At 28.2% G+C, this 19964-nt stretch carries 15 protein-coding genes and 1 pseudogene; 11 read left to right on the top strand and 5 right to left on the bottom strand.

All coding sequences use genetic code 11. The features are described from left to right. Positions 1-13: 13 nt before the first annotated feature. The gene (locus E0D94_RS00080; RefSeq protein WP_130805287.1) at positions 14-1363 is read right to left on the bottom strand and encodes a sodium-dependent transporter; all 1350 of its coding nucleotides are present in this window, start codon (positions 1361-1363) and stop codon (positions 14-16) included. Positions 1364-1474: 111 nt separating this feature from the next. Further along, the gene (locus tag E0D94_RS00075) at positions 1475-1687 is read right to left on the bottom strand and encodes an EscE/YscE/SsaE family type III secretion system needle protein co-chaperone (protein WP_242620444.1); all 213 of its coding nucleotides are present in this window, start codon (positions 1685-1687) and stop codon (positions 1475-1477) included. A 279-nt stretch (positions 1688-1966) separates the two neighbouring features. On the opposite strand from E0D94_RS00075, the gene E0D94_RS00070 reads away from it, so the two are divergent. The 4 genes and pseudogenes from E0D94_RS00070 (at position 1967) to E0D94_RS00055 (ending at position 7000) form a co-directional block, all read left to right on the top strand. Continuing rightward, positions 1967-3292, top strand: coding sequence for an FAD-dependent oxidoreductase (locus tag E0D94_RS00070; protein ID WP_130805286.1), 1326 nt, complete (start codon positions 1967-1969; stop codon positions 3290-3292). Positions 3293-3386: 94 nt separating this feature from the next. Beyond that, positions 3387-5165, top strand: a pseudogene (locus E0D94_RS00065) (YgiQ family radical SAM protein); the annotation flags it as partial. 213 nt (positions 5166-5378) lie between these two features. Next, on the top strand, positions 5379-6902 hold the full coding sequence (locus E0D94_RS00060; protein ID WP_130805284.1) for a sodium-dependent transporter: 1524 nt from the start codon (positions 5379-5381) through the stop codon (positions 6900-6902). Beyond that, entirely contained in the window at positions 6902-7000 is a 99-nt protein-coding gene (locus E0D94_RS00055) for a MetS family NSS transporter small subunit (RefSeq protein ID WP_130805283.1), read from the top strand. Before E0D94_RS00060 ends, E0D94_RS00055 begins: the two co-directional genes overlap by 1 nt. Before the next feature lie 43 nt (positions 7001-7043). Here E0D94_RS00055 and E0D94_RS00050 read toward each other — a convergent pair whose 3' ends face one another. Continuing rightward, complete coding sequence (locus E0D94_RS00050) at positions 7044-8045, bottom strand: YhdH/YhfP family quinone oxidoreductase (protein ID WP_130805282.1); 1002 nt, start codon at positions 8043-8045, stop codon at positions 7044-7046. Between the two features lie 119 nt (positions 8046-8164). Between E0D94_RS00050 and E0D94_RS00045 the strand changes: the two genes are divergently transcribed. From E0D94_RS00045 to E0D94_RS00035, 3 genes are all read left to right on the top strand, one after another. Continuing rightward, positions 8165-9862 (top strand): M3 family oligoendopeptidase, encoded by a 1698-nt coding sequence (locus E0D94_RS00045; protein WP_130805281.1) that lies wholly within the window; start codon positions 8165-8167, stop codon positions 9860-9862. 23 nt (positions 9863-9885) lie between these two features. After that, the gene (locus tag E0D94_RS00040) at positions 9886-11640 is read left to right on the top strand and encodes a sigma-54-dependent Fis family transcriptional regulator (protein WP_130805280.1); all 1755 of its coding nucleotides are present in this window, start codon (positions 9886-9888) and stop codon (positions 11638-11640) included. A gap of 153 nt (positions 11641-11793) precedes the next feature. After that, entirely contained in the window at positions 11794-13083 is a 1290-nt protein-coding gene (locus E0D94_RS00035) for an L-cysteine desulfidase family protein (RefSeq protein ID WP_130805279.1), read from the top strand. Positions 13084-13107: 24 nt separating this feature from the next. Here E0D94_RS00035 and E0D94_RS00030 read toward each other — a convergent pair whose 3' ends face one another. Together E0D94_RS00030 and E0D94_RS00025 are read right to left on the bottom strand one after the other, a co-directional pair. Then, entirely contained in the window at positions 13108-13647 is a 540-nt protein-coding gene (locus tag E0D94_RS00030) for a GNAT family N-acetyltransferase (RefSeq protein WP_130805278.1), read from the bottom strand. Positions 13648-13776: 129 nt separating this feature from the next. Continuing rightward, positions 13777-14625, bottom strand: coding sequence for a patatin-like phospholipase family protein (locus E0D94_RS00025; RefSeq protein ID WP_207289569.1), 849 nt, complete (start codon positions 14623-14625; stop codon positions 13777-13779). 127 nt (positions 14626-14752) lie between these two features. Between E0D94_RS00025 and menA the strand changes: the two genes are divergently transcribed. The 4 genes from menA to E0D94_RS00005 all read left to right on the top strand — a co-directional run. Next, the gene (gene menA / locus E0D94_RS00020; protein ID WP_130805277.1) at positions 14753-15700 is read left to right on the top strand and encodes a 1,4-dihydroxy-2-naphthoate polyprenyltransferase; all 948 of its coding nucleotides are present in this window, start codon (positions 14753-14755) and stop codon (positions 15698-15700) included. Positions 15701-15883: 183 nt separating this feature from the next. After that, complete coding sequence (gene nuoE, locus E0D94_RS00015) at positions 15884-16363, top strand: NADH-quinone oxidoreductase subunit NuoE (protein ID WP_130805276.1); 480 nt, start codon at positions 15884-15886, stop codon at positions 16361-16363. 9 nt (positions 16364-16372) lie between these two features. After that, positions 16373-18271, top strand: coding sequence for an NADH-ubiquinone oxidoreductase-F iron-sulfur binding region domain-containing protein (locus E0D94_RS00010; RefSeq protein ID WP_423213398.1), 1899 nt, complete (start codon positions 16373-16375; stop codon positions 18269-18271). Between the two features lie 12 nt (positions 18272-18283). Next, positions 18284-19964: NADH-dependent [FeFe] hydrogenase, group A6 (locus tag E0D94_RS00005; RefSeq protein WP_130805275.1), on the top strand; the 1681-nt coding region annotated here is incomplete at its 3' end.

The following is a 19964-nucleotide window of genomic DNA, read 5'->3' as shown; positions in this document are numbered from 1 at the left end:
AGGGATTATTTTATTATATATCAATAACCGATTTAAAGAAATCTATATAAGAATTAACTAATATTATCCCAACAGCAATAGGAACTACATACTTTATGAGTAAAGACCAGATTTTAGATAATCTAAACTCTATTTTAGATCTCTCTATTTCTTCTATTGCTTTTTCTGGAGTTAAAACCCATCCTACAAATATTGCAAGTAAGAATGCACCTGTTGTTAAAAGTATATTTGAAGCTAATTTATCATAAAGGTCAAAGAAGTTCAAATTACCTAATACTTTAAATGACCAAGCTCCAAGAGAAAGTGAAGCAGGTACTCCAAGTAAAAATATAAATCCTCCTGTAATTATAGTTGTTGGTATTCTCTTTTTGCCTTTTTCATCTACAAAATATGATACAGCTACTTCTAGCATGGATATAGAAGAAGTAAGGGCTGCAAATAATACTAATATAAAAAATAATAAGCTGAAAAAGTAACCAAATGGCATAGATGAAAATACAGCAGGTAATGTTATAAACATAAGTCCTGGACCTTCTGTAGGCTCAAAACCAAGGGCAAATACGGCAGGTAGTATTGCAAGACCTGCAAGTATAGCAATAATTGTATCTAATACTGGAATAAGAGTTGCTGTAGATAAGAGATTATCTTTTTTATCTAAATAGCTTCCATAAGTAATCATAGTTCCTATTCCTATAGAAATTGAGAAGAATACTTGACCTAGAGCATTCATTGCTACGTTCATATTAATTTTTGAAAAGTCAGGTACAAATAGAAACTCTATACCTGCTATACCACCTTTAAGAGTAATACTTCTTATAGCTATAATTATAATCATTATGAATAAAGCCGGCATCATTATTTTTGAAGCTTTTTCAATTCCACCACTAATACCTCTTAAAACTATTAATATGGTAGCTATCATGAAAATAAATTGATATGACAATAATTCTATAGGAGAATTAAGTAAATTATCAAAAATACTACCTAAATATGCTGAATCAGTAGTGTTTAGATCACCTACTATTGCTGATTTTAGATAAAATATAACCCAGCCTCCTACAGTAGAATAAAAGGCAAGTATAATAAAACCACATATTATTGCTAGAGTACCAACAAAAGCCCATCTTTTATCAATGCTTCTATATGCACCAAAAACAGATAATTCAGTTTTTCGTCCAAGAGTTATAGCTGCAAGCATTAAAGGAATACCTATAATTGCTAGAAATAATAGATATAATAAAACAAAAGCTCCACCACCATTTGAACCAGTATTATATGGAAATTTCCATAAATTACCTAAACCTATTGCAGAACCAGATGCTGCCAAAATAAATCCTAAATTTGAAGACCATTTATCACGAATATTCTCACCCCCTTTGATTAATATTTATATTATAATTTAATTCTAAATATTAATCAAATTTAATATTTAGAATTAAAAAAAGGAGCCTAAGCTCCTTTTAAAATAAATATATTATTCTTTATAATTTGATAATGTATCATTAGCAGATTGTAATGCACTATTTACTGAGTTAAGAGTATTTTGGATTTTTTGCTTATTTTCTGGTTTTTCAACAGAAGAAAGAGCTTGATTTAACTCATTTACTGAAGATTGAAGCTGACCTGTAACTCCTTGAACTCTTTGTCTAGCATTTTTACCTTGATTATTTCCCATTTTATTTTTCAAAGTTTTCACTCCTTTTAAATTTTTGCTGCCATATTATTATGTGTATTAAATAAAAATTAATTCAAACTATGATTATGTTAATATAACAATAAATAGTAAAATTAAACGTAATTCAGTTTCTATGACCATTTGAGTAATACTAATTTTCATATTATTATTAAATTTTCATGTTTTATTGAAAATAATTATCAATTAAAGTTTATTTTTAAAAATTGTGGGTACTATTAATATAGCAGCAAATAAAATAATTTTAAATTTAACAATCAAGGAGTGTGTTTTATGAAAATAGTAGTTATAGGATGTACACATGCGGGAACAGCGGCAACAGTAAATGCTGCTAAGATGTATCCTGATGCAGAAATTACAGTTTACGAAAGAAATGATAATATTTCTTTTCTTTCTTGTGGTATAGCATTATATGTAGGTGGATTTATAGAGGATCCAGAAGGATTATTTTATTCATCACCAAAGGAACTTGCTAAACTTGGAGTTAATACCAAGATGCAGCATGATGTATTAGATGTAGATACTGACAAAAAGAAAATAAAAGTTAGAGATATGAAATCAGGAGAAGAATTTGAAGAGCTTTATGATAAATTAATAGTTACAACAGGCTCATGGCCAATAGTACCTCCTTTTGAAGGTATAGACTTGGATAACATATTATTATCTAAGAATTATAATCACTCAAATACTATTATAGAGAGAGCTAAAAATGCAAAGAATATAGCAGTAATAGGTGCAGGATATATTGGTGTAGAGCTTGCGGAAGCATTTAATTTAAATGATAAAAATGTTACTCTTATAGATATGGCTGATAGAATACTAAGTAAATATTTAGATAAAGAATATACTGATATAGCTGAAAATACTTTTAGAGAAAAAGGAATAAAACTTGCGTTAGGTGAAAAAGTTACAAAATTTGAAGGAAATGATGGTAAAGTATCAAAGGTTATAACTGATAAGGGTGAGTATGATATAGATTTAGTTATATTATGTATTGGTTTCAAACCAAATACTTCTTTACTTAAGGATCAAGTAGAAATGTTAGGTAATGGTGCAATAAAAGTAGATGAATATATGAGAACAAGTAAAGAAGACGTATTTGCAGCAGGAGACAATTCAGCAATAATTTATAACCCAACAGGAGAGCATAGATACATACCATTAGCTACAAATGCAGTAAGAATGGGAACTATAGCATCTAAAAATCTCTTAGAAAATAAAGCTAGATATATGGGTACTCAAGGAACTTCTGGTATAAAGATATATAATCATAATATTTCTTCTTCAGGGCTTACAGAAGAAGCAGCAAAACAAGCTGGTTTAGATTTTGATACTGTTACAGTAAAGGATAAATATAGACCTGAATTTATGCCGACACATGAAGAAGCTACATTAAAGGTAGTATATGAAAAAGGTACAAGAAGAATATTAGGTGCACAAATTATATCAGATGCAGATTTAACACAGTATATGAATACTATGTCAGTAGTTATACAAAATAAAATGACTTTAGATGAACTTGCATATACTGATTTCTTTTTCCAACCACATTATAATAAACCATGGAACTTATTAAATTTACCAGGTTTAAATGCATAAATTTTAAAACCGCCTTATTTAAGGCGGTTTTTTGTTGATTAAAAGTATTATAATGTATATAATAACTATATTATAATACAAAGGATGAATATAAATGGAATTTTTACCAATATCACAAAAAGATATGAAAGATAGAGGATGGGATATATTAGACTTTATAATTGTATCAGGAGATGCATATGTAGATCACCCATCATTTGGAGCTGCAATAATTGGAAGGGTACTAGAAAGATATGGATATAAAGTTGGAATAATAGCTCAACCTAATTGGAAGAGTTTAAAAGACTTCAAAAAATTAGGTAAGCCTCGATTAGCATTTCTTGTAACAAGTGGAAATATTGATTCTATGGTAAATCATTATACAGTAGCAAAAATGAAAAGAAGAAATGACTTATATTCACCTGGAGGTAATGCAGATTATAGGCCTGATAGAGCTTCTATAGTGTATAGTAATAAAATCAAAGAAGCATACAAGGATGTGCCTATTATACTTGGAGGAATAGAGGCAAGTCTTAGAAGATTTGCTCACTATGATTATTGGGATAATAGTATTAGAAGAAGTATAATAATAGATTCAAGAGCAGACTTAATAGTATATGGCATGGGAGAAAAGCAAATAGTAGAGATAGCTGAATCCTTGGAAAGTGGTATACCTATAGAAGAAATAACATATATAAAAGGTACAGTATATAAGACAAAAGATAAGGATAGGGCTTATGAGCCTATTTTCTTGCCTTCATATAGTGAAATAACTAATAATAAGAAAAAATATGCAGAAAGTTTTATGATTCAATATAAAAATATGGATAGTATACAAGGCAAACCACTAATAGAATCTTATGAAGATAATTACTATATTGTACAAAATCCACCTCAAGAACCTATAGAAAATATAGATTTAGATGATATATATAATCTTCCTTATACTAGAAATTACCATCCTATATATGAAAAACAGGGTGGGATACCTGCAATAAATGAGGTTAAATTTAGTATTATAAGTAATAGAGGCTGTTTTGGAAACTGTAATTTCTGTGCCTTAGCTTTTCATCAAGGAAGGGTAGTTAAATCAAGAAGTCATAAGTCTATATTAAATGAAGCAGAAAAAATAGTTGAAGATGAAAACTTCAAAGGATATATTCACGATGTAGGAGGACCTACTGCTAATTTTAGGAAAAGAGCTTGTAAAAAGCAAGAAAAATATGGAGTATGTAAAGAAAAACAATGTTTATTTCCTAGTCCTTGTACCCAGCTTGAAATAGATCATAAGGATTATTTACATCTTTTAAGGAAACTTAGAAATATTCCTAAGGTGAAAAAAGTATTTATTCGTTCAGGAATTAGATATGATTATCTTATACATGATAAAGATGATACTTTTTTTAAGGAATTATGTAAACATCATATAAGTGGTCAATTAAAAGTTGCACCAGAACATATTTCAGAGAATGTATTAGAAAAAATGGGAAAGCCTAAAAAAGAAGTTTATGAAAAATTCATAAATAAGTTTGAAAATATAAATAAAAAAATAGGAAAAGAACAATTTGTGGTTCCTTATCTTATGAGTTCTCATCCAGGTTCAACTTTAAAAGATGCTATATCCCTTGCAGAATATTTAAATAAAATAGGACACAGACCAGAACAAGTACAGGATTTTTATCCAACCCCTTCTACTCTTTCTACTTGTATGTATTACACAGGTCTTGACCCTAGAACTATGAAAAAAGTATATGTGGCAAAGTCACCACATGAAAAAGCTATACAGAGAGCATTAATTCAATATAGTGACCGTAGAAATTATAAACTTGTGAAAGAAGCTCTTTTAAAAGAAAATAGAGAAGATTTAATTGGTTTTTCTAAAAAATGTCTTATAAAACCTTAAATATAACGATTAAAATCACCTATATAATATAGGTGATTTTAATTATTAACAAAAAGTAAAAAAATATAATTTAAAGTGTTGCTAAATTGAAATAAATCGTATATAATTGTCATATGTTAAACTAATGATACAAAATATTCTGAATATACAGAAAGGGGGATAGTGGTTTTATATAATAATTTTTAAGCAAGGAGTTGATATTTTTTGGAAAACAATGACAGAGGACAATGGGGTTCGAAATTAGGTTTTATTTTAGCAGTTATAGGTTCGGCAGTTGGTTTAGGAAATATTTGGAGGTATCCTTATCTCTTATATACCAACGGAGGAGGGGCGTTTTTAGTACCTTATTTTATAGCTTTATTTACAGCAGGGATACCTTTGGTTATATTAGAATATGGGTTTGGACATAAGTTTAGAGGGTCTGCTCCATTATCGTTTGCTAGAGGAAATAAGAAGTTTGAATGGCTTGGTTGGTGGCCTAGTGTTACATCCTTCATTATACTTACTTATTATACAGCAATATTAAGTTGGGCAATTAATTATTTGTTTTTCTCATTTGGTCAAACTTGGGGTTCTGATACTAATGCATTTTTCTTTGGTGAGTTTTTACAGGCTTCATCTGGTCCCTTAGATATATCAGGAATGAGGTGGCCAATATTTATAGGAATTACAGCTATTTGGTTTATAAATTGGTTTGTATCTTATAGAGGAGTTTCCGGTGGAATAGAGAAATTAAATAAAGTACTCATACCTACATTACTTGGAATTATGATTATTATAGTTATTAGAGGAGTTACACTTCCTGGAGCATCTTTAGGATTAAATAAACTATTTACACCTGACTGGTCAAAAGTAAAAGATTTAAATGTATGGATAGATGCATATGGGCAAGTATTTTTCTCACTTAGTTTAGCTATGGGAATACTCATAACATATTCATCTTATTTACCTAAAAAGTCAGATATAAATAATAGTGCATTTATAACTGCATTTTCAAATAGTGGATTTGAATTTTTATCAGCTATAGGAGTGTTTGGGATATTAGGATTTATGGCAACTAGCCAAGGAATACCAATTGAAGATGTTGCAACACAAGGTATTGGTCTTGCTTTTGTAGCTTTTCCAAAAGTCTTTAGTTTAATGGGACCACTTGGTGCTGTTTTTGGAGTATTATTCTTTTTAGCATTAGTATTTGCAGGACTAACATCAAGTATTTCATTATTAGAAGCATTCTCTAGTGCAGTTATAGATAAATCTGGAGCAAGTAGAAAAAAAGTAATTACTATAACTTCCATAGTAGGATATTTAGTATGTGTAATATATGCAACAGGAGCTGGAGTTTTTGTACTAGATATAGTTGATGCGTTTATTAATTCATTTAGTTTAGTAACTGTAGGATTACTCGAAGCATTAATATTAGGTTGGATAATTGGTGCAGATAAGATAAGAAAGCATACTAACTCAGTATCTATTTATAGTATAGGTAAATGGTGGGAAGTAATGATTAAGTTTGTAACACCTGCAATACTAGGTGTAATGCTTATTACAAAGATAATTAATGAAATAAAATCTCCTTATGGTGGTGGAGATTACTCATCTTCTGCACTTCTACTATTAGGTTGGGGAGTTGTAGGATCTATTATAGTTATTGCATTTATAGCTAAAAGTACAAGATGGCATAAGGGAGTATTAGAGAAAAATATTGAAGATGAAGAGGAGGCAATTTAATGACAGGAACTTCTATAGCATTTTTCTTATTTGGAGCAATTGTATTATGGGGTGGCATAGCAGTTACTGTTACTATAGCCATAAAAGATAAAAGTTAATATAAAAAATAATGACATCATATCAATATGATGTCATTATTTTTTATTTTTCTAAATTTACAATAGTTCTTCCTTTATGATTTCCATTTAACATTTTATCAATTTCTTCATTTAATTCTTTAAGTCCAATTTCATTTATATTATCATGTAAAGTATCTATTTTCCAATCATTTGAAAGCAAGCTCCATAATATATTTCTAAGCTCATTATCTACATTTACTGAGTCAACTCCAAGCAGTGATATTCCTCTTAATATAAATGGATAAACAGATGCATCAAATTTATGACCAGCTACATTTCCGCATGTAGTTACACTACCACCATAATTTGTAGTTTTTATTGCAGTTGAAAGCATATTACCTCCAGTTGTATCAATCACTCCAGCCCATCTAGATTTTAAAAGAGGTTTTCCACTTTCATCTTCCAATTCATGTCTATCTATGATGTCTTTTGCTCCCATATCAACTATCATATCTTTTTCTTCTTTTTTTCCTGTAGCACCTATTACATTATATCCTAATTTAGATAATATTTTTATAGCAGTACTACCAACTCCACCAGTAGCACCAGTTACTAATATCTCTCCATCATTAGGTTTTACTCTTCCTAATTTCATAAGTTTATATACAGATATAGCGGCAGTAAAACCTGCTGTACCATATATCATACTTTCTTTTAATGATAAATTCTCTGGGAGTTTAACTACCCACTTACTAGGAACACGAATATATTCTTCAAATCCACCATCAGTATTCATTCCTAAATCATATCCTGTGACTAATACTTTATCGCCTTCTTTTATATTATTATCATTACTTTCTACTACAATTCCAGCTGCATCAATTCCAGGAGTATGAGGATAATTTCTAGTTACTCCTTTATTTCCTATTGATGACAATGCATCCTTGTAATTTAAAGAAGAATATTTTACATTTATAGTAATATCACCTTCTGGCAAATCACTTATTTGTTTTGAGATTATACTTCTTTTAAAGTTTTCTCCATCTTCTTCCACAAAAAATGCTTTAAATTTTACATCTTTCATTTGTATCCCTTCTTTCTATATATTCAATTTATTATTACCCATATATATTTATATTATAGTAGAAAAAAAGTAATAGATAGTGATATGATATAAGTAGAAAATAAAAGGAGTGATTATTTTTGAAAAAATTTAATGAATATGAATATATAAGACCAAATATTAAAAAGTTAGAACGAGAATTTATAGATTATTTAGAAAAATTTAAAGAAGCAGAAACTGTAGATATTCAAAATGAAATGATGAAAAATATAAACAATTTAAGAAAAAACTTTGAGACTATGGAAAACTTAGTTTTAATTCGTCATACAATAAATTTAAATGATGAATATTATGAAAAAGAAAAAGAATTTATGGATGAAAATTCTCCTGTTTATACTGGACTTGTTTCACATTATTATAAAGCACTTATTAATTCAAAATTTAAAAATGAATTAAAAGACCAATGGGGAGATCAGATATTTAAAATTGCAGAACTTAAAATTAAAACTTTCTCTGAAGATATAATAGAAGACTTAAAAAAAGAAAATAAATTAGTAAGTAGATATACTAAATTACGTGGCTCTTCAAAAATAAATTTTGAAGGAGAAGAAAGAAATTTATCTGAAATGGGTCCATTTTTACAATCAAAAGATAGAAATATAAGAAAAAAAGCCCAAGTTGCTTATAATAATTTCTTTTTTGAAAATGAACAAGAATTTGATGATATTTATGATGAAATGGTAAAAGTTAGACAGAAAATAGCAAAAAAATTAGAATATAATAATTTTATAGAACTTGCATATGATAGACATAAAAGAAGTGATTATAATAAGGATATGGTAAAACAATATAGAGATCAAATTAAAGAAGAAATAGTTCCTATTGCAAACTCTTTAAGAAAAAGGCAAGCAGAAAGATTAGGAATTGAAAATCTTAAATATTATGATGAACCTTTAGAATTTTTATCTGGAAATGCTACGCCTAAAGGCGATAAAAACTGGATGATACAAAATGCAGAAAAAATGTATAATGAATTGTCTGCTGAAACAGGTGAATTTTTTAAGTTTATGAAGCAAAAAAATCTTATGGATCTAGAAGCTAAAAAAGGTAAAGCTGGTGGTGGATATTGTACATTTATAGATGATTATAAATCACCATTTATATTCTCAAATTTTAATGGCACTTCAGACGATGTAGATGTTCTAACTCATGAAGCAGGTCATGCTTTTCAAATGTATAGTAGTAGGGATTTTGAATTGCCTGAGTATAATTTTCCAACTCTTGACGCATGTGAGATTCACTCTATGAGTATGGAATTCTTAGCATGGCCATGGATGGACTTATTTTTTAAAGAAGATACTTTAAAATATAAATTTTCTCATTTAAGTGGAACAGTTTTATTTTTACCTTATGGAGCATTAGTAGATGAATTCCAACACTTTGTATTTGAAAATCCAGAAGTATCAAAAATTGATAGAAAAAGAAAATGGAGAGAGTTAGAAAAGAAATATCTTCCTAATTTAAATTATGAAGATAATGATTTCTTAGAAAGAGGAGGATTTTGGTTTAGACAAGGTCATATTTTCACAGATCCTTTCTATTATATAGATTATACTTTAGCTCAAGTTTGTGCATTTCAATATTGGGTTAAATATAGAGATAATAAAGAAGAAGCTTTAGAAAGCTATATAAAATTATGTAAAATGGGAGGAAGTAAATCTTTCTTAGAATTAGTAGAATTTTCAGGACTTAAAAATCCATTTAATGAAGGAACTATATCTGAAATTTCAAAACCTATAAAAGAATGGTTAGAAAAAATAGATGATAAAAAACTTTAAAAATATTTTAAGGATTTGATAAAATGTATAGTCAAAATGATTTATATAAAATATCTGATACTCTTACAAATATAACTAATGCTATAGCAAGTGTAATCAATGTAGATGTTACAATAGTTGATGAAAAATTAAATAGAATTGCCGGAACTGGAAAATATTTAGATAATATAGGCGAGAAGCTAAATGACAATTGTCTTTTTGCTTATGCTCTTAAGCAAAATGAAAGCTTTATAATAGAAAATCCTAGAGAACATGAAGCATGTAAGAATTGTACTCATAAAGGTGTGTGTAGAGAATGGGCTCAAGTATGTTGTCCTATTAAAATAAATAGAGATACAATTGGGATTATAGGGCTTATAGCATTTAATAAAGAACAAAAAGAAATAATATCAAGTAATAAGATGAATTTGTTAGAGTTTTTAAATCATATGGCAGATTTAATTGCATCTAAATTAGACGAAAATAGAAAAAAAGAAGAAATTACTCTTATGGCTAGTGAGTTAGAAATACTATTAAATTCTATGAATACAGGAGTAATTTCAACTGGACAAAATGGAGAAATAAAAAGATGTAATATAATAGCAAATGAAATGTTTGAATTAAATAAAATAAAGAATATAAAAGAAATAATAAAAAATAAATTTTCAAATAAAAAGTCACCTATATCAAATAAAGAATTTGTATATAAATATAAAAATAAAAATTATAGAGCATTTTATAGTGTAAAACCTATAATTATAGAGAATGAAGTAACAGGTTATATATTTACATTTACTAAAATGAAAGAAATACTAAAAGTAGTAAATGATTTATCAAGTCCTACTCAAATGACATTTTTTAGTGATATTATTGGTGAAAGTATAAATATAAAAGATGTAAAAAGATATGCAAAAAAAATATCTAAAAGTAATTCTACTGTATTAATAACTGGTGAAAGTGGTACAGGGAAAGAACTTTTTGCAAGAAGTATCCATTTTGAATCGGAAAGAGCAGATAAGCCATTTATTGCAATAAATTGTACTGCTATTCCTGAAAATTTAATAGAAACTGAACTTTTTGGATATGAAGAAGGTGCTTTTACAGGAGCTAAAAAGAGTGGAAAATTAGGCAAATTTGAACTTGCACATAAAGGAACTATATTTTTAGATGAAATAGGTGACATGCCATTACATTTACAAACAAAATTACTTCGTGTATTACAAGAAAGTGTAATTGAAAGAGTAGGAGGAAATAGTGTAATTCCAGTAGATGTAAGAGTTATAGCTGCTACAAATAAGTTATTGGAACAAAAGGTGAAATATAAAGAATTTAGGGAGGATTTATATTATAGATTGAATGTAATTCCTTTAAAAATACCACCTTTGAGAGAGAGATTAGATGATATAACTATATTAGTAGATAATTTTCTTGAGAAATTCAATAAAAGATTAAATAGAAATATAAATAAAGTAAGTAATAATGTAATTGAATTGTTTAGACAATATCATTGGCCTGGAAATATTCGTGAACTTGAGAATGTAATAGAATATGCTGTTAATATGTGTGTTACAGATATAATAAATATAGGAGATTTACCAAGGAATATAAGAGAACAAGAATATGAAAATATAAAAGAAAATACTTCTTCTATAATGACTATAAAAGAGTTAGAAAAAATAGAGATAAAAAAAGCTTTAGATAGATATGGTAGGGATAACAAAGGTATAGAAAAATCTGCAAGGGTTTTAGGTATTGGAAGAGCAACAATATATAGAAAAATAAAATCATATAATATTTAAATAGGTATCAATTTGAGATATTCTCTCAAATTGATACCTATTTTTAAACAATTGGAGTATCATAATGATACAGATTTAGGTTGGATATTATGAAATAGCTATTGGCATAGAATTTGCAAATATAAACAGTAAATGAAATGATAGGATGATTAGATGGAATTAAAAAATATAATTATAAATATATTAAAAAATGAAGTAGTTCCTGCAATGGGATGTACTGAACCTGTTGCTGTAGCATTTGCATGTGCCAAATCAAAACAAGTATTAGAGGATGAATCCATAAGAAAAGTACAAGTTTTTGTAAGTCCCAATATATATAAAAATGGTCTTGGTGTAGGTATACCCAATACTGAAGAAGTAGGACTTAGTATTTCTGCTGCACTTGGAATATCTATAGGTAATGCTAATAAAGGTCTTGAACTATTAGAGGATGTAGATGAAAATATTTTATTAAAAGCACATAAGATTTTAAAAGACATTCCCTTTAAATTAGATATCAAAGATACAGATAAAAAAATATATATAGAAGTTAATATAGAAGGAAAATATAATAATGTAAATTTAATAATAGAAGATAGGCACAATAATATAAAATATATTGAAAAAAATAATGAGATAATACTTAATAAAGGTAGTAATGATGAGAACAAAGATAATACTGAAATATCATTTTTAATTAATAAAACAATACAGGATATTGTAAAAACAATAGAGAAAATAGGCACAGAAGATCTATTATTTTTATTAGATGGTATGAATATGAATAAAAAAATGGCTGACAAAGGTTTAGAAAAAAAGTTTGGAATAGGAGTAGGATATAGAACAAAAAAATTAATAGATAAAAATATACTTTCAAATGATTTATTAAATAATTCAATGATGATTACAGCTGCAGGTGCTGATGCAAGGATGAGTGGAGTTGATTTGCCAGTGATGAGTTCAAACGGAAGTGGGAATAATGGTCTGACAGCAATACTTCCTATAGTAGCATTTAATCAAAAATATCATCAAACTAATGATAAATTAGTTAAAGCATTAGCTATAAGTCATGTGATAAATTGTTATATAAAATCATATATAGGAAGGTTATCAGCATTATGTGGGTGCGCAGTAGCAGCTGGTACTGGAGCAAGTGCAGCTATAACATGGCTTATGGGTGGAAGTTATGAACAAATTGATGGAGCTATAAAGAACATGATAGCTAATATAAGTGGTATGATTTGTGATGGTGCAAAGTCAAGTTGTGCATTAAAAGTATCTACTTCTGCTTCAGTAGCAGTACAGTCAGCACTTCTTGCAATAAATGGAGATATTACATTTGATAGAAATGGAATAATTGAGGCTTCTGCTGAAAAAACCATAAAAAACTTGGGGATATTAAGCAGTGATGGAATGCATAATATGGACAATAGTATTTTAGCTATAATGGAAAATATGATTTAAATATAACCCTGACATATGTCAGGGTTAACTTATTCTCTCTATAGGTTCTATAAATTTTGAGAAATAGACAGTATTAATTCCATCACCACGGTCATTTTCAAATTTATGAAAAAGAGTATATCCATAATTTTGAAGAAGACTCATTTGTGGAAAGTTAGATGACCAAGTTCTTCTTACTATAAAAGGTAATGAAAGTTCAAATGGTAATTCATTTTCTATAAATTTATTAAATTTTGAAGCGATTTTTTGTCCTCTATAATCAGGGTGTACACATGCAATTTTTATATAATTACATGGTGTATATTGTGATATGATATCTTCATAATAATTATGATAAAAAATAGAAAAACCAACTAGATTTTTATTATCAAATGCTAGTAAAAATTTAGCTTCATCTATGAATAAGCTTTTAAAATATTTATAAGGTCCATTAGGGTTATTTTCCCTTTCAGATAATGAGGGATAAAAATCTTTATCACATAATAATAAAAGATTCCAAATAGCATCTTTAAATGGTAAGATGTCGTTTAAATTATCAATAAAGTTTAAATTAATATTTTTCATTTTTCACCTCGAAATTATTTTTTTTATTTGTTCTAAAATTATATAATAATTTTAGTCAAATAACAATATATTAAATAAAAAATATTATATATTAAATTTAATAATTTTATTAATAATTTAGCTAAATTTTTAATAAATATTATCCCATTGATTAATAGCTTGTTTGCCCTTCTTTAAGCCTGTTTTATAATCGTTGTTTAATATATTTAAATCTGTAGTGAATCTTGTGGTTTTAAAATCTAAAGGAGGGTTAATTTCTAATATATTTATATTCTTTGGTGGCTTTCTTATGAAATCTATTGATTCATTATATTTTTTAGCTCTATTTCCTAAAGCGTATATTAAATTAGGATAATCTCTCAATATAAATTTGCTTATATAATATGATTTACTGACTGTCATTCTATAATTTTTAGGTCTTGAACGTATTACTATAATATTTTTGGCATTTCTTTTATAGGCCTCTTTGACTGGTATTGGGTCTGAAATACCACCATCAGCATATTTTTGTCCATTGATTTCAATGGGACTTCTATATACTACAGGTATAGCACTAGAAGCTTTTACTACTTTACTTATATTATTTTTATTAGGTTCAATATACTCTATATTTCCTGTATTTATATTGGTAACTCCTACAAGATATTTACCTTTGTATTCCATTATTTTATCTATATCAAGTTCAATTTCTTTCAATGATATATCCCATAACCAATCTAAGTCTAAAAGGTCTCCACCCTGAAGAAATCTTTTAATATTTATAAATTCTTCACGAGTAGAATATTTTGTATATATATTCATATTTCTTCCGTGCATATTTGAAAGGTATCCTGATAATGTAGTAGCACCAGCTGATACACCAATACACATATCAAAAGGGTTAAAATTTTCTTTCAAAAATGCATCTAATACTCCTGCTGCAAATATTCCTCTCATAGCTCCACCTTCTACTACAAGAGCATTTTTATTTTTTGTCAAACAGATCACCTACTTATTAAATTTAATAAATCTTATATATATTATTTACCATATTTTTAAAAGTGTTAATCATATGAAGATTTATATGTTATAATATTATCGATAAAATGATTAAAGGAGTTTTTATATGGGAATAAAAAGCTTTTTGAAATTAGTAGAAATACAAACGAAAGTTGCTAGTATTATTCCATTTATATTAGGAACAGTTTATACATTATATAGATATGATAATTTTAATGTTAAGAATTTTTTATTTATGTACATTTCTCTAATCACATTTGATATGGCTACTACTGCTATAAATAATTATATTGATTATAAAAAAGCTATAAAAAAACATGGCTTTGGATATGAAGTTCATAATGCCATAACAAATTTTAATCTCAAAGAAAGTACAGTGATTTTTACCATATTTATATTATTACTAGTAGCTATAACAATGGGCGTAATATTATTTATTAATACAAATTATATACTTTTAATTTTAGGAATTATATCTTTTGGTGTTGGAATACTATATTCATTTGGTCCTGTACCAATTTCTAGGATGCCTCTTGGTGAAATGTTTTTAGGCTTTTTTATGGGTTTTGTAATACCTTTTGTATCTATATATATTCATAGATATAATAAAGGTTTAATAGATATGAATATTAATTTATCACAAATAATTGTTAAATTTGATATTTTAGAGGTGATAATTATATTTTTAATATCATTACCTACTGTTGTGTGTATTTCTAATATAATGCTTGCAAATAATATTTGTGATATAGAAGACGATATAGAAAATAAAAGATATACTCTACCTATATATATAGGTAGAAAAAAATCACTTAAATTGTTTAAATATCTATATTATATTGCTTATATAAATATTATATTCTCTATAATATTTAAAATATTACCTATTACAACTATATTAGTATTCTTGACGTTGATACCTATAAAGAAAAATATAGATATATTTTTTAAAGAGCAAACAAAAAAGAATACATTTATTTTTGCGGTGAAGAATTTTATACTTATTAACAGCATATATATATTAAGTATATTACCTGGCTTATTATTAAAATAATTATATAAGTTTATCAAACAATTAAATCTATTTTATAGATTTAATTGTTTTTTTATAAAAAGAACTAGGTATAAGGACAAGTTTATGGTAAAATATTAACGTATATAGAATGTTAATATTTTATCATTAAATCTTTTCTTAGATTAATAATTAAATTATACTTTTATTTAAGGTGGTGTTAAGATGGAAAATGTAAGAAAGTTACCAGAAGTAAAGTATCAAGAATTAGAATTATTTATTGATAACTTAGAAGCACCAAAAGAATCTTTAATACAAGTACTTCATAAAGCACAATCTATTTTTGGGTATTTACCTAATGAAGTACAGTTGTTTATAGCAAGAAAATTAGATATTCCTGCATCAGAAGTATTTGGAGTAGTAAGTTTTTATTCATATTTTTCTACAGAGCCTAAAGGAGAACATACTATTAGTGTGTGTATGGGTACAGCTTGTTATGTAAAAGGTGCAGAAAAATTAATGAACAAATTAGAATCCGAATTAAATATTAAAAGTGGAGAAACAACTAAAGACAATAAGTTTACTCTAAAAGGAGTTAGATGTATTGGAGCGTGTGGACTTGCACCAGTTATAACAGTAAATGAGAAGGTATATGGAAAAGTAAAAGAAGATGATATAAAAAATATATTAAATGAATATATTTAAGGGGGTATAATATTGCAAGTAAAATCATTGGAACAATTAAAAAAATTATCTAAAGATTCAAAAATCAAAGTAGAGTTAAGACGTGAAAATGATCATGATAGAAATATGCAAGAAATATCAGGTAATTATAAAAGCAATATTATGGTTTGTGCTGGTACTGGATGTGTATCTTCAGAGAGTGATGAAATTATAGATAGTTTAAATTCAGTGTTAAAAGAAAAAGGATATGATGATAAGGTACAAGTTGCAAAAACTGGATGCTTTGGTTTTTGTGGACAAGGTCCTATAGTTAAAATCTATCCTGAAGATGTTTTTTATGTTAAGGTTTCTCCTGATGATGCAGAAGCTATAGTGAATGAGCATATTATAAATGGAAATAGAGTAGAAAAACTTTTATATGAAGAACCTATAACAAATACTAAAATGGATAAACATCACGATATGCCATTTTATAAGAAGCAATATAGAATAGCCTTAAGAAACTGTGGAATTATAAATCCTGAAGTTATAGAGGAATATATAGCTTTTAGAGGATATGAAGCCTTAGGAAATGCCGTAAAAACTGATAGAGAACAATTATTAGATATAATAAAGCAAAGTGGATTAAGAGGCCGTGGTGGTGGAGGTTTTCCTACAGGAGTAAAGTGGGAAATGACTAAAAAAGAAAATTCAGATGAAAAGTATATTATATGTAATGCTGATGAAGGAGATCCAGGCGCATTTATGGACAGAAGCATATTAGAAGGAGATCCTCATAGTATAATAGAAGCCATGGCAATAGGAGGATATATTACAGGGGCAAGTAAAGGCTTTGTATATATTAGAGCAGAATATCCTTTAGCAATATCAAGGTTAAATCATGCAATAACTCAAGCACGTGAATATGGATTTTTAGGAAAAAATATTTTTGATTCTGATTTTTGTTTTGATATAGATATAAAAATTGGTGCTGGAGCATTTGTATGTGGGGAAGAGACAGCACTTATTCACTCAGTAGAAGGTAAAAGAGGAGAGCCAACTAGAAAACCTCCATTTCCATCACAATCTGGATATAAGGAAAAGCCAACTAGTGTAAATAATGTAGAAACATTTGCTAATGTTCCACCTATACTTTTAAATGGAGCAGATTGGTTTAATTCTATAGGAACAGAAAAAAGTAAAGGTACAAAAGTATTTGCATTAGCTGGTAAAGTTAATAATGTAGGACTTGTAGAAGTACCTATGGGAACAACTTTAAGAGAAATAATATATGATATTGGTGGAGGAATAATAGATGGGAAAGAGTTTAAAGCAGTCCAAACTGGAGGTCCATCTGGAGGCGTTATTACTGAAAAAGATTTAGATACTCCTATAGATTATGAATCATTAAAAGCAATTGGGTCTATGATGGGATCTGGTGGAATGATTGTAATGGATGAAGATAATTGCATGGTGAATATAGCTAAATTTTATCTTGAATTTACTCAGGAAGAGTCCTGTGGTAAATGTACTCCTTGTAGAGTAGGTACAAAAAGAATGCATGAAATATTAGAAAATATAACAGATGGAAAAGCAGAAAATACAGACTTAGAAAATTTATATCAATTATCAAATACTATAAAAGATACAGCACTTTGTGGTTTAGGTCAAACAGCTCCTAATCCAGTTTTAAGTACTATGGATTTTTTTGAAAATGAATATAAGCAGCATGTAGAAGAAAAATATTGTGAAACTGGTGAATGTAAGGCTCTTAGTAAATATGAAATAATACGTGAGAATTGTGTAGGATGTACAGCATGTGCTAGAGTTTGTCCAGTTAATTGTATTGATGGAGAAGTAAAAAAGGTACACGTAATAGACCAACAAAAGTGTATAAAATGTGGAGCTTGTTACAATGCATGTAAATTTGAAGCAATTAAAAAGCCATAAAGGAGTGATAATATGCTTAATATTAAAATAAATGAACATGAATTACAAGTTGAAGAAGGTACTACAATATTAGAAGCTGCTAAAAAAGTAAGTGTTCATATACCTACATTATGTCATTTAGATTTAGGTGGATTTGGAGCAGTAAATGAAGGAGCATCTTGTAGAGTATGTATGGTAGAAGTGGAAGGTAGACCTAATTTAATGCCAGCTTGTTCTACAAAAGTGTATGATGGAATGAAAATAAAAAGTGATACATTACGTGCAATTATGGGAAGAAGAATGAGTGTAGAACTTTTACTTTCTAATCATCCTAATGATTGTTTTACTTGTCCGAAAAATTTAGATTGTGATCTTCAATCCTTAGCTAAAGAGCTTGGAATAAGAGATATTCCGTGGCAAGGAGAAAAAATAGATTATGAAACAGATAAGTCTAGTGATGCAATTGTAAAAGATCCAAATAAATGTATAATGTGTAGAAGATGTGAGACTATGTGTAATGAAGTTCAGACATGTAATATATTATCAGGAATAGATAGAGGATTTGATGCTTTTGTAGGACCTGCTTTTAACCTACCAATGAAAGATACATCATGCACTTATTGTGGACAATGTGTAGCAGTGTGTCCTACAGCTGCATTAACTGAACTTAATCATACAGATAAAGTTTGGAGAGCATTAAATGATCCTAAAAAGCATGTAATTGTTCAAGTAGCTCCAGCTATAAGAGTTGCAATAGGTGAGATGTTTGACATGGAGCCTGGAAGTCTTGTTACTGGGAAACTAGCAGCATCACTTAGAAGACTTGGCTTTGATGGAGTATATGATACAGACTTTGGTGCTGATCTTACAATAATGGAAGAAGCATCAGAGCTTGCACATAGATTACAGCATGATGGTACTTTACCAATGCTTACAAGTTGTTGTCCTGCATGGGTAAAATTTTTTGAACATCAGTTTCCAGATTTATTAGATATACCTTCAACTTGTAAATCTCCTCACATAATGTTTGGAGCAATTGCTAAAACATATTATGCACAAAAGATAGGTATAGATCCAAAGGATATTGTAGTAGTTTCAGTAATGCCATGTGTTGCAAAAAAAGCTGAAGCAAAAAGACCAGAACTTACAAAAGATGATAATGACAATGTAGACTTAGTAATCACAACAAGAGAATATTCACAGATGTTAAAAGAAGCTGGAGTAGATTTTAAAAATTTAAAAGACGAAGAATTTGATAAATTATTAGGTGAGAGTACGGGTGCTTCTGTAATATTTGGAACTACAGGAGGAGTTATAGAAGCTGCAACAAGAACGGCATATGAATGGCTTACTGGAGAAGAGTTAGAGAATGTAGAATTTGAAGCTTTAAGAGGTATGGATGGAATTAGAGAGGCAGAAGTTCAAATTGGAGATAAAAGTTTGAAAATAGGTATAGCTCATGGTTTAGGCAATGCAAGAGCAATGCTTGAATCTATCCAAAAAGGGGAATCTAAATATGATGCTATAGAAATAATGGCTTGTCCTGGTGGATGTATAGGTGGTGGAGGCCAACCTTATCATCATGGTGACATGGAAATTATAAAGAAAAGACAAAAAGCTATTTATAGCGAAGATAGAAATAAGAAAAGAAGAAAGTCTCATGAAAACCAAGAAGTTTTGAAGTTATATAAAGAGTTTTTAGGTGAACCTTATG

Source organism: Senegalia massiliensis, assembly GCF_900626135.1.
Classification (GTDB): Bacteria; Bacillota; Clostridia; order Tissierellales; family SIT17; genus Anaeromonas; species Anaeromonas massiliensis.
The sequence above is the reverse complement of the archived record's forward strand: the minus strand, read 5'-3'. Positions and strand labels throughout refer to the sequence as shown.

Bases quoted from the DNA above. Each gene is read 5' to 3' on its own strand.
- menA (WP_130805277.1), top strand. From the start codon at position 14,753: ATGGGAATAAAAAGCTTTTTGAAATTAGTAGAAATACAAACGAAAGTT.
- E0D94_RS00030 (WP_130805278.1), bottom strand. From the start codon at position 13,647: ATGAAAAATATTAATTTAAACTTTATTGATAATTTAAACGACATCTTA.
- E0D94_RS00040 (WP_130805280.1), top strand. From the start codon at position 9,886: ATGTATAGTCAAAATGATTTATATAAAATATCTGATACTCTTACAAAT.
- E0D94_RS00035 (WP_130805279.1), top strand. From the start codon at position 11,794: ATGGAATTAAAAAATATAATTATAAATATATTAAAAAATGAAGTAGTT.
- nuoE (WP_130805276.1), top strand. From the start codon at position 15,884: ATGGAAAATGTAAGAAAGTTACCAGAAGTAAAGTATCAAGAATTAGAA.
- E0D94_RS00070 (WP_130805286.1), top strand. From the start codon at position 1,967: ATGAAAATAGTAGTTATAGGATGTACACATGCGGGAACAGCGGCAACA.
- E0D94_RS00050 (WP_130805282.1), bottom strand. From the start codon at position 8,045: ATGAAAGATGTAAAATTTAAAGCATTTTTTGTGGAAGAAGATGGAGAA.
- E0D94_RS00055 (WP_130805283.1), top strand. From the start codon at position 6,902: ATGACAGGAACTTCTATAGCATTTTTCTTATTTGGAGCAATTGTATTA.